Origin of the sequence: Williamsia sp. 1135 (genome assembly GCF_002095395.1) — a bacterium.
Taxonomy (GTDB): domain Bacteria; phylum Actinomycetota; class Actinomycetes; order Mycobacteriales; family Mycobacteriaceae; genus Williamsia.
The window spans coordinates 220138-237864 of sequence record NZ_MJEI01000107.1 but is presented as its reverse complement, the minus strand read 5'-3'; the positions used below and the strand labels follow the sequence as shown (position 1 = coordinate 237864).

11 protein-coding genes are annotated in these 17727 nt (G+C 67.7%); all 11 read right to left on the bottom strand.

The annotated features are described in order from the left end of the window. Nucleotides 1-30 precede the first annotated feature (30 nt). Nucleotides 31-1239, bottom strand: a complete 1209-nt coding sequence (gene aroC / locus BFL43_RS27285; protein ID WP_084896539.1) for a chorismate synthase — start codon at nucleotides 1237-1239, stop codon at nucleotides 31-33. A gap of 37 nt (nucleotides 1240-1276) precedes the next feature. After that, nucleotides 1277-1663, bottom strand: coding sequence for an A24 family peptidase (locus BFL43_RS27280; protein ID WP_168176741.1), 387 nt, complete (start codon nucleotides 1661-1663; stop codon nucleotides 1277-1279). 88 nt (nucleotides 1664-1751) lie between these two features. Then, entirely contained in the window at nucleotides 1752-2594 is an 843-nt protein-coding gene (locus BFL43_RS27275; protein WP_084896536.1) for a shikimate dehydrogenase, read from the bottom strand. 28 nt (nucleotides 2595-2622) lie between these two features. Then, nucleotides 2623-4410: an endolytic transglycosylase MltG gene (mltG, locus tag BFL43_RS27270; protein ID WP_240498518.1), complete on the bottom strand. Its 1788-nt coding sequence runs from the start codon at nucleotides 4408-4410 to the stop codon at nucleotides 2623-2625. Continuing rightward, nucleotides 4407-4883: a Holliday junction resolvase RuvX gene (gene ruvX / locus BFL43_RS27265; protein ID WP_084896530.1), complete on the bottom strand. Its 477-nt coding sequence runs from the start codon at nucleotides 4881-4883 to the stop codon at nucleotides 4407-4409. Before ruvX ends, mltG begins: the two co-directional genes overlap by 4 nt. Next, nucleotides 4880-7546, bottom strand: coding sequence for an alanine--tRNA ligase (gene alaS / locus BFL43_RS27260; RefSeq protein WP_084896528.1), 2667 nt, complete (start codon nucleotides 7544-7546; stop codon nucleotides 4880-4882). Before alaS ends, ruvX begins: the two co-directional genes overlap by 4 nt. Before the next feature lie 94 nt (nucleotides 7547-7640). Beyond that, on the bottom strand, nucleotides 7641-9020 hold the full coding sequence (locus BFL43_RS27255) for a replication-associated recombination protein A (RefSeq protein WP_084896526.1): 1380 nt from the start codon (nucleotides 9018-9020) through the stop codon (nucleotides 7641-7643). Between the two features lie 12 nt (nucleotides 9021-9032). Beyond that, nucleotides 9033-10181, bottom strand: a complete 1149-nt coding sequence (locus tag BFL43_RS27250) for a hypothetical protein (protein WP_084896524.1) — start codon at nucleotides 10179-10181, stop codon at nucleotides 9033-9035. 54 nt (nucleotides 10182-10235) lie between these two features. Beyond that, entirely contained in the window at nucleotides 10236-11177 is a 942-nt protein-coding gene (locus tag BFL43_RS27245) for a transglutaminase family protein (RefSeq protein WP_084896894.1), read from the bottom strand. Then, nucleotides 11174-13852 (bottom strand): circularly permuted type 2 ATP-grasp protein, encoded by a 2679-nt coding sequence (locus BFL43_RS27240; protein ID WP_084896892.1) that lies wholly within the window; start codon nucleotides 13850-13852, stop codon nucleotides 11174-11176. Before BFL43_RS27240 ends, BFL43_RS27245 begins: the two co-directional genes overlap by 4 nt. Before the next feature lie 77 nt (nucleotides 13853-13929). Then, entirely contained in the window at nucleotides 13930-17655 is a 3726-nt protein-coding gene (locus BFL43_RS27235) for a transglutaminase family protein (protein WP_084896522.1), read from the bottom strand. Nucleotides 17656-17727: the final 72 nt, after the last annotated feature.

The window sequence follows — 17727 nt, the reverse complement described above, 5'->3', positions numbered from 1 at the left end:
CGAGTACGGCGCGCGGCCCGAAGCTTGCCGTCACGGTTGCGGCAGTCGCGCGGCCACGCGTTTGAGATAGCCGGCGACATTGTCGCCGGTCTCGAGTGCGGAATCGCCACCGAACTTCTCGAGGGCCGCCTGAGCCAGCACCAGCGCGACCATCGACTCGGCGACGACGCCGGCAGCCGGAACCGCACACACGTCCGAACGCTGATGAATCGCGGTGGCCTGCTCGCCGGTGGTCATGTCCATCGTCGACAGCGCGCGTGGGACCGTCGAGATCGGTTTCATCGCAGCGCGTACCCGGATGAACTCACCGTTGCTCATCCCGCCTTCGAGCCCGCCCGCCCGATTGGTGGACCGAACCGCACCGTCGGGACCGGGGACCATCTCGTCATGGGCGGCGCTGCCGCGACGGCGTGCGGTCTCGAAGCCGTCACCCACCTCGACCCCTTTGATGGCCTGGATGCCCATCAGCGCACCCGCCAACCGGGAGTCGAGCCTGCGGTCTCCGCTGACGTGGGATCCGAGTCCGACCGGTACACCCGTCGCGACGACCTCGACGACGCCGCCGAGGGTGTCCCCGTCCCTCTTGGCGGCCTCGATCTCGGCGATCATCGCGGCTTCCGCGTCGGTCGAGTAGGCACGCACCGGGCTCGCATCGATCTGTTCGAGATCCAGGTAGGTGGGTGCGGCGCCGACGTAGGGCGCTGAATCACCGATGGAGATCACGTGCGAGAGCACGTCGATGCCGAGGACCTGACGCAGGAAGTTCCTGGCGACGGTACCCACTGCGACCCGCGCGGCGGTCTCGCGTGCACTGGCCCGCTCCAGCACCGGGCGGGCATCGTCGAAGCCGTACTTGAGCATTCCCGAGTAGTCGGCATGGCCCGGACGGGGCCGCGTGAGCGGGGCGTTGCGAGCGATTCCGTCGAGCTCGTCCTGCGGAACGGGGTCCGCGGACATCACGGTTTCCCACTTCGGCCACTCGGTGTTGCCGACCTCGATGGCCACCGGGCCACCCATGGTGAGGCCGTGGCGTACTCCGCCCACGACCGTCACCTGATCGGCCTCGAACTTCATCCTCGCCCCGCGGCCGTAGCCCAATCGGCGGCGCGCCAATTGCTCGGCGATCTGTGACGAGGTCACCTCGACACCGGCCACCATCCCTTCCAGGACAGCGACCAGAGCGGGACCATGGGATTCTCCGGCAGTACTCCAGCGCAACACAGTTCTCAATTGTTCCACGCCTCGGCTGGTGCGCCGTCACCAGATGCCGCAACACTCACCAGACGCCGCACGACAGGGCCGCAGCGACGCACATCGGCGGACCGTGCGCCTGTGGGTTGCGGCGAGACCTCGCCGCACCCGCAAGGGTGAGCAGCTGGGCGAGCAGGATCAGCACGGCCCCGGCCATCAACGAGCCGGACATCGCGCCCAGTGTCGGTGCGAGTTTGAGATCGCCACCTCCGCAGCCACCCAGCGCGTGAGCCACCCCGTACGCCCCTGCCGCCAGCAGCAGACCCGGTGTCGCGGCGGGGTGGGTGGCGGCTCCGACCACAGCCCCGAACAGCGCGGGCAGGGTCAGGGTGTTGGGGAGTCTGCGCTCCCGTATGTCCGAAACCGAGAGGGCGATCAGCCAGATCGCGAGTATCGGGAACACCAGCTGCATCGGTCCACCATCGACCATCGCCGTGCCGAGACACTCCGACAGAGCACCGCTCTGGGGATGGCGGCCAGATCTGTGGAGAACTCTGAGATCAGACGAGTGCCGCGGCCATCGCCACGCGCGGTGCAGGCATCCCGGTGAACTGCTCGACCTGCCCGAACGCCTGGTTCAGCAACATCACCAGGCCACCGACCACCATGCCGCCGGCGGACTCGACCGCTGCCGCCAGCGGTGTCGGCCACGGGTCATAGATCACGTCGAACAGGCGCGGCGCGGACGACAGCGCCGGGACCAAGGAAGCTGCGGCGGCGGCCGGCACCGTGTTGACCAGGACCGCGCAGTCACGTGAGCGCTCGCGCAACGTCGAGTTCGGCTCGAACGTGAGCACCTCGGCCGCGATGCCATACGCGTCCGCGACTGTGAGCACCTCGCTCGCGCGGTCAGCGCTGCGCGCGACCACGCTCAACTCCCGAAACCCCACGGCGGCCAGAGCGGCCACGACCGGTGCTGCGGTACCACCCGCCCCCACCAGGACGGCACGGGAACCGGCTCCGTCGGTGATCCCGAGGTCGGCCAGGCCGGCCGAGGCACCGTCGACGTCGGTGCAGTCCGCGTGCCAGCCGTCCTCGCGACGTACGAGCGTGTTGGCCGAACCCACGGCCACCGCCCGCTCGGTGCGATGATCCGCGAACGCCAGGGCCGCGCGCTTGCCCGGCATCGTGACCGAAAGACCCACGTATCGCTCATCGAGACCCGCTACGAGCGCGGGCAGCTGTTCGGCTGTGCACTCCATACGCTCGTAGGTCCAGCCGGTGAGGCCGAGTGCCTCGTAGGCCGCGAGGTGCAATGCGGGTGAACGCGAATGCGATACCGGCGCGCCCAGGATCGCTGCCGCGCGCGGACCGGTCACGACGCCGATCCCCGTGTCACTCATCCTCGACACCACTCATCCCGAATGTCACTCATCCACAGTTGGTCTTCAGCACACCGTTGTCGCACGCCTGCTGACGGTTGCGCTTGTGTTGCTCGAAGTCCTCGGTGAACAGCGTGGTCCCCTGCTGGTCGACGGAGACGAAGTACAGCCAGTTGCCCGCAGGCGGATCGAGCGAGGCCTGCAGTGCGGGTTGCCCCACCGCGCCGATCGGCGTCGGAGGCAGTCCCTTCTGCTGGTACGTGTTCCACTTGGTCGCCGCGGTGAAATCATCGCCCGCGACGTCGATGTTCTGAATGGCGGATGTGTAGTTCACCGTCGAGTCCATCTGCAGCGCCTGGTCGTCACCGAGCCGGTTCACGATCACCCGGGCGACCTTCGGATAGTCCTCCGCCCGGTTCACCTCACGTTCGACGACCGAGGCGGTCACCAGCGTCTGGTAGGGCGTGAGGTTGCTGGCGGAGGTGCCCGATTCCGGCAACCCCCACTGCGCGAACAACGATGCGCTCCGAGAGATCAGGTAGTTGAGCATCTGCACCGGCGTCTGGGACGGGTCGATGGCCTCCCAGGACGTCGGCGCGATCAATCCTTCGATCCGTCGGTGATCACCGGTCAGGGCCGTGACCGCATCCGTTGCCCAGGACGGCACACCCAGCTCCTGCGGTGTCGCCGTGGCAGCGGCCTGGGCGAGCTCTTCGACGGTGACGCCGCTTTCCTCACCGTTGAGGTCGACGGTGGTCGCCTCGGCGACCCGCGCAAATATGCCCGGTGTCGTCTTACCGTCGATTCCTTCCTTGGTGTCGAGCTGCAACCCCTCGGGGATGACCACCCTGCCCACCCTGTTCTCGGTGTTCGTCATCATCGCCACCGCGGTGCTGGCGGGGATCTCGGTGCGCAGCTTGTAGAAACCGGCCGAGATCGGCTCGCCGCCCGCCGCGGTTGTGAAAGCGTTGACGCTGGCCACCACGTCGTTCTCCGTGAGGATCTCACCGAACTTCGTCAGAGTTGCGTCCTGCGGGATCTGCACGATGACGTCGGCCGTACCTGCGGTATTGGTGAAGTCCTTGTCGTCGGCGCCGAAGAACCCGACCACACGCAGTCCCGCGTAACCGATGCCTCCGATCAGCACCACCATGAACACGACGGCGATCGAGATGACGACTCGGCGCCGCCGGCGTCTGCGTTCCGCGGCGGCGCTGCGTTTCGGCGAGCGGTCGCGGGCCGGCAACGGTCCTCGGTCGCGTCCGGTCGACGCGCCGACAGGTGCCTCCGCCTGCGCACTCCGCTCGCGGGCGTCGGTCTGCCTACGGTCGTATTCGTCGCGACCGGAATCAGAGAACAGCCCTGGAGGGTCGTGCGACGGTGCAGGGTCGTAAGCATGTGGGGGCCGAACGCGTTGCTCCGGCCGAGGTTCGTGGGGGGTCGCCGATTGCTGGACGGGCCCGGAATCGACCGGGCCGCGGCCCTGGGCGGGGGGTGCGGGCGGAGCGGAGCGAGGTGGTGGGGTCGCCGGCGGGGGCGAAGGGCGGCGGCCATCGTCGGCCCCAGGAGGAGACCACGGTGAGCCGGCCGCCGGTGGGTTGCCGCGCCGGCCCGGCGGGTTCCGGCGTGCGGCACCCGGATCTTGCGGCGGGATGGCCCGGGGACCGTGGCGACCACCGGAGCGAGGCGCGCCATCGCCGTGCGTGAAGTACCTCAGCCGCTCGGGATCAGGGTGACCATCGGAACGCCGCCGGCGATGAGCGGCCCGCTCCTGCTGTTCCCGGCGGTCACCGTGACCGGGATCGTCAGGCCGTCCCTCGGATCGATCGTCGTTCACCCGAGACCTTCCTGACGGCCCGACTCCAGATCGTGGCGATGTGTCTGTAGATCCAACCATCCTTGCAGGATCGCGACTGCGGCAGCCTGATCGACCACACCCTTTTGCGCCTTCGCGCGCACCCCCGACGAGCGCAGCGCCTGCTGGGCCGTGATCGTGCTGAGTCGCTCATCGCTGTAGAGCACTGGTACCGGAGAGATCCGCTCGCCGAGCGCCGTGCCGAATTCCGTGGCCAGCGCGGCTGCGTGGCCGTGCTCGTCACGCAACGTCTTGGGCAGCCCGACAATCACCTCGACGGCCTCGTACTCGTCCACGATCGCGGCGATACGACGCAGGTCACCGTCGGCTTTCGGTGTCCGGGCGACCGTTTCGACCGGAGTGGCGAGGATGCCGTCGGGATCGCATGACGCGACCCCGATGCGGACACTCCCGACGTCGATGGCCAACCGCCGACCGCGAGGCGTCAGGGTCATCGAATCTCGCCGACCAGTTCGCGCAGACGCGACAACGCCGGCCCGATTCCAGCTGCGTCGGACCCCGAGCCCTGCGCCAGGTCTGGTTTGCCGCCACCCCGACCGGACACCAGTGGAGCGAGTTCACGCACCAGGTCACCGGCCTTGATGCCGCCGCTGCGGGCGGATTCGGTCGTCGCGATCGCGAACGGCACCTTGTCTCCGGAGGCGGAGAACAGCGCCACCACAGCGACATCCGACGCCACCCGCCCGCGCAGGTCCGCCGCCAGGGTGCGCAAGTCGCCCGCGTCGAGTCCGTCGAGTGAACCGGAGACCACCAGGACGTCGCCAACCCGGTGCGCGTCGTCGATCAGCGATCCGACCGACGCGCGGGCGGCGTCGGCCCGCATCTTCTCGATCTGTTTCTCGGCTTCCTTGAGCTTGGTCACGAGGTTCTCGACCCGGGCGGGGACCTGGTCGCTCGGAACCTTCAGCGACGAGGCCAATCCGGCCAGCAGGGAACGTTCTCTCGCGAGATAGCGGTAGGAATCGAGTCCCACGTAGGCCTCGATCCGGCGTACGCCCGACCCCACCGACGATTCGCCGAGCAAGGTGACGGGACCGACCTGCGCCGAGGTCGAGACGTGCGTACCGCCGCACAATTCCATCGAGAAGGGACCGCCCATCTCCACCACCCGCACCACGTCGCCGTAGTTCTCGCCGAACAGCGCCATCGCGCCCATCGCCTTGGCCTCGGTCAGGCCGGTCTCGAAGGTGTTGACCGGATAGTTGGCCTCCACCGCCGAATTGGTGATCTCTTCGATCTCGCTGCGCTGGGACTCGGTGACAGGTCCCGACGCACTGAAGTCGAACCGGAGGTATCCGGGCCGGTTGAGTGATCCGGCCTGGGTGGCCGAGGGACCGAGAACCTGTCGGAGTGCGGCACCGACCAGGTGGGTTCCCGAGTGGCCCTGTGTCGCGCCGTGGCGCCATGCGTTGTCGACCTGTGCCAGTACGTCGTCGCCCTCGGCGATCTCACCTTCGTCGACGACGGCCTTGTGCAGCCAGACCGACTTGCCGAGCTTCTGCACGTCTTTGACGGTGACCCGCAGACCGCCCGATGTGGTGATCGTGCCGATGTCGGCGATCTGCCCGCCCGACTCGGCGTAGAGGGGACTCCGGTCGAGGATCACCTCGACCGTCTGCCCCTTCGACGCGCTGCGCACCCTGCCGCCGTCGGTCACGAGCCCCAAGACTCTTGCTTCGGTGGCGAGTTCATCGAATCCGGTGAACAGCGTCGGGCCGCGGTCCAGGAACTCACGGTAGACGCTCAAGTCGGCATGACCCGACTTTCTCGCCGTGGCATCGGCTTTGGCGCGGTTGCGCTGCTCGGCCATCAACTCGGTGAAGCCCTCGCGGTCTACCGCCAATCCGGCCTCTGCCGCCATCTCGAGCGTGAGGTCGATGGGGAAACCGTAGGTGTCATGCAGAGCGAAAGCGTCGCCGCCGCTGATACGGGTTGCGCCGGACGCCTTCGTGGCGGCCGCGGCATCGTCGAACAACTTCGAACCTGCCGACAGGGTCTTGAGGAAGGCGTCCTCTTCCCCGACTGCGATGGAGACGATGCGCGAACGTTGCTCCGGCAGGTCGGGATACGACGTCGCCATGGTCGCGATGACGGCCTCGATGAACTCGCCCATCGTCGCCGTGCTCGCGCCGAGGAGCCGGGCGGACCGGACGATGCGCCGCAACAGGCGGCGCAGTACGTAGCCTCGCCCATCGTTGCCGGGGGTGATGCCGTCGGCGATGAGCATCACCGCGGTCCGCGAGTGATCGGCGATGACCCGGAACCGGATCGCATCCGCGGCATTGCCTGCGGTGTAGGTCCGGCCGGTCAGGCGCTCGGCGACCGCGATGACCGGGGCCAGCAGATCCGTCTCGTAGACGTTGTCGACGCCTTGCAGGATGCAGGCGACGCGTTCGATGCCGAGCCCGGTGTCGATGTTCTTCTTGGGGAGCGGTCCGAGGATCTCGTAGCCTTCTTTGCCACCACCGGGTCCCCGCTGATTCTGCATGAAGACGAGATTCCAGATCTCGATGAAGCGGTCCTCGTCGGCCTCGGGCCCACCGTCGACCCCGTACTCGGGGCCACGGTCGTAGAAGATCTCCGAGCAGGGTCCACACGGGCCGGGTACACCCATGGACCAATAGTTGTCTTTCAGGCCGCGGCGCTGGATCCGCTCGGCGGGCACCCCTATCTCGTCCCGCCAGATCGCTTCGGCCTCATCGTCGTCGAGATAGACGGTCGGCCAGAGCCGCAACGGATCGATGCCGAAGCCACCCTCGGTCACCGGGTTGGTCAGCAGGGTCCACGCGAACGTTATCGCCTCGCGCTTGAAGTAGTCACCGAAGGAGAAGTTGCCCGCCATCTGAAAGAAGGTGTTGTGGCGGGTGGTGATACCGACTTCCTCGATGTCGAGGGTGCGAACGCACTTCTGGATGCTCGTCGCCCGGTCGTACGGCGGTGTCTGCTCACCCAGGAAATACGGTTTGAAGGGCACCATTCCGGCGTTGACGAACAGCAGGTTCGGATCATCGAGGATCAACGACGCGCTGGGTACCTCAGTGTGCCCGGCCTTGATGAAGTGATCCAGGAACCGCTTCCTGATCTCATGCGTCTGCACTGGAGGTCCTCACGTTTCGACTGCAGTTGCCTAAGCCCGCGAACGAGCCCAATCCACCCTACTGGCATCACCGCGTCCAGTCCGTCATCGCCCGTCATCGCCGGCCGCGGACGATGTTGCGCAACCGGCCCAGGCGGGGGCCGATCTCGCGCTCGTGGCCGTGGTCGGTCGGGATGTAGTAGTCGACGCCGACGAGCTCGTCCGGGGGGTACTGCTGGGTCACGACTCCGCCGGGATCGTCGTGCGGGTAGCGGTACCCGACGGCGTTGCCGAGTTTCGCGGCGCCCGCGTAGTGACCGTCGCGCAGATGGGCGGGCACCGCTCCGGCCTTGCCACCCTCCACATCGGCGACCGCGGCCCCGATCGCAGCGACCACGCTTGCCGACTTGGGCGCGGTGGCGAGGTGAATCGTGGCCTGCGCCAACGCCAGCCGCGCTTCGGGCATACCGATGAGCTGTACTGCCTGTGCCGCGGCGGCTGCGGTCTGCAGCGCCGTCGGGTCGGCCATCCCGATGTCCTCGCTCGCGTGGACGACGAGCCTGCGCGCGATGAACCGAGGATCCTCGCCCGCGCTGATCATGCGGGCCAGATAGTGCAGTGCCGCATCGACATCCGATCCACGAATGGACTTGATGAACGCACTGATGACGTCATAGTGCTGATCGCCGTCGCGGTCGTACCGCACCGCCGCACGGTCGACCGCAGACTCCACATGGGCGAGGGTGACCGCCACGGCCTCACCGTCGCCGCTGTCCGCGTCGGACAAAGCGGTATCGGCGGCGGCCTCGAGCGCGGTCAGGCCGCGCCGGGCGTCGCCCGCCGAGATCTTCTCCAGATGATCGAGCGCGTCGTCATCGATGGTGACGGTGCCCGCGAGCCCGCGCGAGTCGGCCGCAGCGCGTATCAGCAGCTTTCGGATGTCCGGCCCACCGAGCGAGCGCAACTGCAGCACCAGCGATCGCGAGAGCAGCGGGGCGACCACCGAGAACGAGGGGTTCTCCGTCGTCGCCGCGACCAGCAGCACGATCCGGTTCTCCACCGCATCCAGCAAGGCATCCTGCTGGGTCTTCGAGAAGCGATGGACCTCGTCGATGAACAGCACCGTCTGCGTTCCCGAGATGAGCCGCCGCCGGGCTGCGTCGATCACGGCCCGTACCTCTTTGACGCCCGAGGAGAGCGCCGAGAGCGCCTCGAAACGACCACCGGCCGCTGCGGAAATCAACGCCGCCATCGTCGTCTTGCCAGTTCCGGGAGGACCGAACAACAACACCGACGCTGCGCCCGAACCGTCGATCAGGCGCCGCAGTGGCGATCCGGACTCGAGGAGATGCTCCTGTCCGACGATCTCTTCGAGTGTTGCAGGACGCATGCGCACGGCGAGCGGTGCTCCGGCGGTCGGTCGCGGCAGTCCGGCGGTGATCGTGGCGGGCGGCGCCTCGGGGGCGGCGAACAGGCCGCCCTGGTCGTCAGTCATCACAGGTGGTGATCAGTGCAGCCAGGAGGAGTCGAGTGCCTGACCCACGGTGTCGGCGAACTCGGCAAGTCCCGGTGCGTCCGCGCGGCGCGCGGCGTCGGCCAGACCGGACCAGCGGTCCACGATCACGCGGGGATCGGAGGTGCTCAGAGCGAGACCGTGGGGCTCGTCCGAACGGCCCACATCGGACTCGTCCACCGGCAGCATCCACACCGTGGACAGCCACACCCATGCCAGGCGAGCCAGCACGGTCTTGCGGGCGAGTTCGCGGTCCGACCCCAGCGCCGGCCAGATCCCCTGGACCTCGGAGCGCCACGCATCGATCATCGAGGTCTCGAGATCCACCCGACGAGCGCCGGTGTCGCCGGACAGCCACGGGCTGAATGTCACCAGCGCATACGCGATGTCGAGCGAGGCGTCCCGGAAACCGCCCCACTCGTAGTCCATGAACTGCACACCCTCGTCGTTGATCAGGATGTTCTCCGGGCCGACATCGGAGGGGCTGAACGCACGGCGCTCGCCCTCCCGGAAGAGCTCACCCGCCTTCTCCAGCGCACCGAGCACCTCGGGGTCGACCGTGAGACCGAACACATCAGCGATCACCCGCGGGGCGGCCCGGACCGCAGCATCGAACTGCGCTCGGAGCGCATCCACCGCGATGCCCTCGGCGCCCTGCCGCAACAGCGCCGCGAAGTCGTTCTCGCCGCCGACCGTCGCGGCATGCATCCGTCCCAATGCCTGTCCCCACGCACTGACGGCGTTGGATGTGGCCACCACGTCGTTGCTGCCGAGCAATTCGGTCATCGACCTGCCGTCGCCCAGGTCGCTGAGCACCAGCACCTTGGCGCGCAGGTCGAACGCGATCAGCGCGGGCCCCGGACGCGACTCCGTCGGCAGCGCCGTCGCGTATTTGTAGGACGCAACCTCACGGATGAACGCCTCACCCGACACGGCGTCGCCGTCACCGAGCACCTTGATCACCAGCGTGCGATCGCCGGAGAACGGGTTCTGCGCAACACGCACCCGCACGACTTCGGTGCGCCCACTCCCGCCGAGGTCTTGCGGGTCGGCTAAGGACACCGGGGAGCCGGCGCGAGCGGCCAGAAGCCGCTCGGCTGCCTGCACCGCGCCGGTGATGTGGCTATCGGCTAGAACAGTCATCCCCTACAACCTACCGAACTGTGCCGCGAACCATAGTCGATAAGGCAACTCGTGTCAGGGAACTGGGGAGACATCCACCGAGACATCGATTTTGCTCTTGCGGGATTCGGTATAGATGACTCCTCGCAGCGGCGGTACATCCTCGTAGTCGCGTCCCCACGCGACGGTGACGTGCCGTTCGCCCACCAGGGTGTCGTTGGTCGGGTCGAATGCGATCCACCGGTCCCCCGGCAGCCACACCGCGGCCCAGGCATGGGACGCATCCGCACCGAAGATCCGTTCCTTGCCCGGTGGTGGGTCGGTGGCGAGGTATCCGGACACGTAACGAGCGGCGAGTCCCTGCGAACGCAGACAAGCGATCGCGACGCGGGCGAAATCCTGGCAGACCCCTTCGCGGCGGTCCAGGACGGTATCGACCCGCGTGCTGATCTGGGTCGAGCCCGATCGGTAGGTGAAGTCACGGAAGATCCGCCGGGTCAGCTCGACCACCACATCGATCAAAGGCGCGCCTGGGGTGAAGATCGTCGCGGCGTAGTCCCGCACGGCAGGGCTGATCTCAGGCGGGAACAGGTCCAGCCGGAACTCGACCGCCCGTGCGGATGCCGGACCGAGCGGCCGGGCGTCTTCCCACGACCCCCGTGCCGCCGGCGAGTCGAGCAGGCCATGATCGATCGGATCCACCTCGACCGTCGACGTGCCGGTGACCTCGAGTCGGCGGTGAGGTGTGCGGACGTGGAAATAGCTGTCGGAGTTGCCGTAGATGTCCACTCCGGTCGAGCGGTCGGACGGTTCGGGGTCGACCTCTACCTCACTGGTCAGCACCCGCTGCCCCGGCAGATCACGGGGCTGCAGGTACGCGCGGCCGTACGAACTCGACACCACGTTGTCGTAGTCGTACCGCGTGCGGTGGGTGACCCGGTAGCGACGGGCTGCGGGCTGCTGCGACTGACCGTTCTGGGATTGACCGTTCTGGGATCGACCCTGCTGGGAGTTCACAACTGCACCTGCGAACCCGCGCCCCACAGAGGCTGCATCTCCACCGGATAGGCGAATCGGGTGCGACCCAACACGTCCGAGATCTCTCGGAGACCCGAGTTCAGCGTGCGCATCAGATCGTCGAGCTCGACCCGTCGGCCACCGGCGCCGATCGCCGCGAGATCGACCGGGTCGACGCGGCGCAATTCGGAGACCAGGTCCTCGACGACGCGCTCGGCGGCAGCGGAACGGACGTCGGTGGGCAACGACGAGAGGTCCTCGCGCAACGTGGCCAACTGGTAGATCATCGCCCGCGGATTGCCCTCGTCGAAGAGCATCAACGCGGCGACCGACCCCAGCCTGACGATTCCGCGGTTGCGCCGCCGGTAGATGATCGCCGATTCGTTGGCCACCAGATAAGCCTCGAGCAGTCCCTGCTCGGTGTCCGCGTCCCGCTGTGTCACCAGCACCGCTGCGGTGAGCGAGGCGAGCATCTGAGCTCGCTCGATCCGGCGGCCGATGTCCATGAACAACCAGCCGGGGTCGTGGACCATCGACTCGGCCTGCAATCCGGCCAACGCCAACAGTCCGTGCAGGACGTCGTCCTGAGCCCGGCCCAGACCCGATCCGTCCAGGTCCGGTTCGTCGGACTCGGCGTCCAGGACGGGCTGCGGTCCGAGTTCGGTGAGTGCGCGGTCCACTGCACCCAACACCATCCAGGTGCTGGTCGAGAGCTGATCCCGCACCGCTCGCGCGAGTTGCTGCATCCGGTCCACAGCGAATGCCACCGAGCCCGGTGACCGGCGTGCACTGGTCATGGCGTGCAATCGCAGCGTCGCCGCCTGCACCTCGTCGGGTTCCGGGGCGCCCTCCCCCGAATCGTCACCGATGTTCTTCGCACCCCTGACGATTCCGCCCGTCCCGGTGGTCGTCGCGACTGCGGCCAGGAACAGCGGAATGGACGCCGTCCCGGTCATCCACGGCCGGTACCGGTAGTCCTCGTAGCGCTCACGCGCGACCCTGACCATCCGCGTGGTCAGTTCGGCGCGCTCGCCATAACGGCCGAACCAGAACAGATCCGACAACACACGGGGCGAACTGACCACCGCGGCATCGGTACCGCGATACGTCGCCGCGGAGTCGCTGCCGTTCACCACGATCGCCGCGTCCCGCACAGGGCGGTCCGTCGACTCGGGGACCCGGGCCTGCGTGCCGGTCGGCTCCACCGTTGTCACCCAGACGTCCTTGCCCGCGATCGACGTCATCGACGACCCGGCGGGACCGTCGGCGAGCACGTGACCGAGACCACCCGGCATCACCGCATAGCCCGATCCCTGCGCGACGCTGAACGCGCGGATACCGACCGGCGCAGCCCGCAGCGGCGAACCGATCGCCGTACGCCGGTACGGTCCCGGGGTGGTCGACGGCGCCACCGAGAACGAGGTCAGTCGCCGTCCGACCCACTGCCAGGGTTCGCTCTCGATCCGGGCGGCCAGCACAGACCGATCCCCGGCGGACAGCGTCGGACCCAGGATCTCCTCGCCGGTCCGGAAGTTCGAGACCGTCATGTCAGACATCTCGACCGTCACCTTCGAGCGTTGCAGATCGTCGCCGGCCCAGTAGGTTTCGACCGAGTTCAGCTGCAGGTCCTCGTCGAGCAGATACCGGCATGCGGCAGCCAGCACCGTGTTCAGGGCCGGGTTCTCCACCACCGCGCTGCCGAGTGTGTTCAGCACCGTCACCGAACCCCGCGAGATCGCTTCCACGAGTCCGGTGACACCGAGCCGGGAATCCGTTCGCAGGTCGAGCGGGTCGGAGTAGCTGGAGTCCACGCGCCGCAAGATGACGTCGAGGCGTTTGAACTTGCCGAGCGAGCGCATGTAGACAGCCCCGTCGCGGACCACCAGGTCGGCCGCCTCCACCAGCGGGAACCCGAGGATCGAGGCGAGATAGGCCTGGTCGAACGCCGTCTCCGACAGCGAGCCCGGGGTGAGCACCGCCACGGTGGGGTCTTCGATGCCCTGCGGCGCGTACTCGAACAGCGCGAGCCGCAGCGTGGCGGCGAACGCGGCGGTCGGTCGCGGGACGCAGCGTTGAAAGAGGCGCGGGAACGCCCGCGACATGAGGCGGCGGTCGGCGATCGCGTAACCGATACCGGACGGCGCCTGTGCCCGGTCGGCGAACACGAGGTGTTCGCCATCGGACCCGCGGCCGATGTCACAGGCGTGCAGGAACAAACTGTGCGGCTGGGTCTGCGGAAAACGGGCCGCTTTCCGAATGTAGCCAGGATGTCCGTAGACCATCTCGGGCGGCAGCACCCCCGCGGTGATGGTCCGCTGGTCGGAGTAGATGTCGGAGAGCAGCGCGTCCAGGACACGCGCGCGTTGCGCGATCCCCTTCTCGAGTTCCTGCCAGCGGGCGCCGTCGACAAGAAGTGGCACGCAGTCGAGCTGCCACCGGCGTTGTTGCGTCCCGGTGGCGGCCGGGGCGTTGTAGGTGATCCCGTCGTCGTCGACGAGTGTCCGAACGCGGCGGTCGGCCTGACGCAAGCCCTCGTCGCCGAGGCGTTCGTACCCTTCGATCAGATCGGCCCACTGGCCACGTAGCGCCCCGGTCCCGTCGAGCAGTTCGTCGAAGATGCCGGCCGGCGATGCGGTCACGGTGCCCGCGGATGTCGCCTCCGCGTTACCCGGCATGGCGGCAAGATCGAACAATCCGAACCGGTCAGACCGATATCGGTCCAGAACTCCGGTGGGTTCAACCCTGGGCGATGTCACCGAAGGACTGTACGTGCTCGCCGCATGTCGAGGATCATCGGTACGCCGGAATCGGTCGCGAGACGAGCTGCGAATTCGCGCAGCTTCGCGGTGTCGACGGCGTCGGCCCGGTGCCCGGAGGCTTCGAACCGGCCATTGCGACGTGACTCGGCCTCCACCGCGTTGACGGGCGGGCGCTCGTACGCCCGGCCCCCGGGATGGACGACGTGGTATTTGGCGCCGCCGACGGAGCGACCGTTGTGCGTGTCGACGAGGTCGAACACGAGTGGGGTGTCGATGGTGATCGTCGGGTGCAGCGCACTCGGAGGTTGCCACGCCCGGAACCTGATCCCGGCCACCGACTCCCCTGCCCGACCGGTACCCGTCAGCGGAACGGGGACTCCGTTGCAGGTGAGGATGAACCGACTGTTGTCACCGCCGAGCACACGTACCTGCACCCGCTCGATGGACGAGTCGACGTAGCGGGAGGTACCACCGGCCGTCGACTCCTCGCCGAGGACGTTCCACGGCTCGATCGCGCCGCGCAACTCGATCTCGACGTCGCGGATGTGGACGGTTCCCAGGCGCGGGAAGCGGAACTCGGTGAACGGCGCCAGCCAGGCGGTGTCGAAGTCGTAGCCGGCCTCCCGGAGATCCTCTGCGACGTTCGCGATGTCGTCGATCACGTAATGCGGCAGCAGGTGTCGACCGTGCAGGTCAGCGCCGTGACGCTGCAGCCGTGCCCGGTACGGGTCGTCCCAGAACCACGAGACGAGACTGCGGACCAGTAGCGACTGGACCATGGCCATCTGGTGGTGTGGCGGCATCTCGAACCCCCGCAGTTCCAGCAGTCCGAGCCTGCCACGGGTCGAGTCGGGACTATACAGCTTGTCGATGCAGAACTCAGCCCGGTGCGTGTTGCCCGTGATGTCCGTGAGCAGGTGGCGCAATGCTCGGTCGGTCACCCACGGCAGGTGGTACCCGGTCGCGCCTGCCTGGATCTCCTCGGTGATCCGGTCGATCTCGGCGAACGCAACCTCGAGTTCGTAGAGTGCGCTCTCGCGCCCCTCGTCGGCACGGGGGGCCTGCGAGGTGGTCCCGATGAACCGTCCGGAGAACAGATACGACAGCGACGGGTGCAGCTGCCAGTAGGTGAGCATGGAGACGAGCAGGTCCGGCCGTCGCAGCATCGGCGACTCGGAGGGACGGATGCCGCCGAGCGTGATGTGGTTACCGCCACCGGTGCCACCGTGGCTGCCGTCCAGGTCGAACGACTCGGTGCCCAGCCGTACCCGGCGGGCCTGGTCGTACAGGGTCTCGAGGAGTTCCGATTGTTCGGCGAACGACGCGGTCGGCTGGATGTTCACCTCGATCACCCCGGGATCCGGGGTGACCGTCATCGACGTCAGTCGTGGATCCGCCGGCGGGCCGTAACCCTCGACCACGACGGGCTTACCGATCTCGGCGGCGCTGCGCTCGACCAGGTTGAGCAGCTCCGCGAAGTCGTCGCCGGTCTCGGTCGGTGGCAGGAACACATAGAGAACGCCGCCGCGTTCTTCTGCGACCAGCGCCGTCACAGCGCGCCCACTCGGATCGACGAGATCCCCCTCGGCCTCCGAGTCGGTTGCCCCCGGCGCGACGCCCGCCTCCGGCGCTTGCGCCTGCTCTCGTGCGGCTTCTTCGGCGACTGCGGCCTCCGCCTCCCGAGCGGCTCGGGCCGCCGCGGCGGCTCTCGCCCGCTCGATCTGCATCTCCGGGGTGATCCACAGCGGTTCGCCGTCCCCGTGCGTGCCCTCCGGCGTCATCGACGTCCCGGGACGGGGGCGCGGCAGTGGTTCCCCGGCCATCCCCGTCGGTGGCGCCTCCGGCGCGGCGGCGTCCGGTTCGTCCGTCTCCTGGGCGGCCGGGTCGATCGCTTCCGGGGGTGGCGGGAACTCCGGCAACGCTGTGAGGTCTGCCAGCGGTTCGATGTCGAAGGCGGTGGGGTCCGCCGGGAAGAACTGCGGTTGCCCCTCCCAGAAAAGGGCACTGAGCGGCAGCCGGAGCCCTGCTGGCGAGTTACCCGGACTCAGGACGAGACGTCCACGCCGGGTACGCCACAGAGCGCTGACCCAGCCGACACCGCGCGGGGCCCGGCTGATCGGCAGCAGATACGCCGTCGGTGTACTCACCGACGAATCGAGTTCTGCCAGCAACTGTTGCCGGCGGTCGTCGGTATCGGTCTCGGGGTCGATGTCCTTCTCGACGGCCGCGGTTGCTTCGGCCTCTGTGTTCGGCGGTATGCCGACTGGCAGCCGGACCAGTTCGGCCAACCTCAGCAGTGGGTCCTCATAGGCCGGGACGACCTGCGAATCGGGCAACCGCAGTCGGCGGGCCAGCGACTCGATGAACGCCTTGGGCGACTTCGCCGTCGCCGGATCGGCCGGTCCCAGTCCCCCAGGGGACTGCCAGTCGATCGTCGTCTGCGCGGCGGCCTTCGTCGGCCACGGATCGTCGAGGAGGTCCGGGTTGCTCCAGAGCGCTTTGCCGTCGGCGCGCCAGATCAGGTCGATCTGCCAGCGCGGCAGCGGCTCACCGGGATACCACTTGCCCTGCCCACGTTGGACCAACCCGGTAGGCGCATAGATCTTCTTGAGTCGATCGGTGAGGTCGGACGCCAGCGAGCGCTTGTGCGGTCCGTCCGCTGCGGTGGTCCATTCCGGATCGACCTGGTTGTCGAGCGAGACGAAGGTCGGCTCTCCGCCCACGGTCAGCCGGACATCGCTGGCGGCCATCCGGGCATCGAGGTCGGCACCGAGATCGACGATCTTGCCCCACTGGTCAGCGGTGTACGGCAGCGTCACGCGTGGGTCCTCATGGAACCGGGTGACCTCGTTCGAGAAGTCCATCACCGCATGACATTTGCCGGTGGCGCCCGTGATCGGCGCCGCCGCGCCGGGGTGTGGTGTCGCGGCCAGCGGGATGTGTCCTTCTCCGGCGAACAGACCCGACGTGGGATCCATCCCCACCCAGCCGGCGCCGGGCAGGTACACCTCGGTCCACGCGTGCAGGTCGGTGAAGTCGGCGTCGGGCCCGGACGGACCGTCGATCGACTTGATGTCCGAGGTGAGCTGGACCAGATAGCCGGAGACGAAACGTGCGGCCAACCCCAGCCTGCGGAGGATCGCGACGAGCAGCCAGGCCGAGTCTCGGCACGAGCCGATGCCACTGTCGAGGGTGAACTCCGGTTCCTGGACACCGGCTTCGAGACGCACCGTATAGCGGACGTCGTCGCGTACGGCACTGTTGAGCGCGACCAGGTAGTCGATGATCCTGGTCTTGCCGGTCACCCGGTGGTCTTCCACCCATTTCTTCACGAGCGGGTCGCCGCCCGCCGAATCCACCGGCCGCAGGTAGACCTCGAGGTCGCGCCGCAGTTCCTCGGGGTAGGCGAATCCGACGTGCTCGGCGAACTCTTCGATGAAGAAGTCGAAGGGGTTGATCGACGTCAGATCGGCCACCAGGCCGATCGTGAAGCTCAAGACATTCGTCGGCTCCGGAAACACCAGTCGCGCAAGATAGTTGCTGAACGCGTCCTGCTGCCAGTTGATGAAGTGTTCAGCTGGTTCGACCTTCAGCGAATAGGCCTCGATCGGAGTACGTGAATGCGGTGCCGGACGCAGCCGCAGCACATGCGGATAGACCTTCGTCAACCTGTCGAAGTTGTACGTGGTCCGGTGTTCGAGTGCCACCTTGATGGTCAACGACCAATACCTCCATGCGCCGGTAAAAACACTGGCTGCAAGTTCATCACAAGTTCGGCGATGACGCCGGGC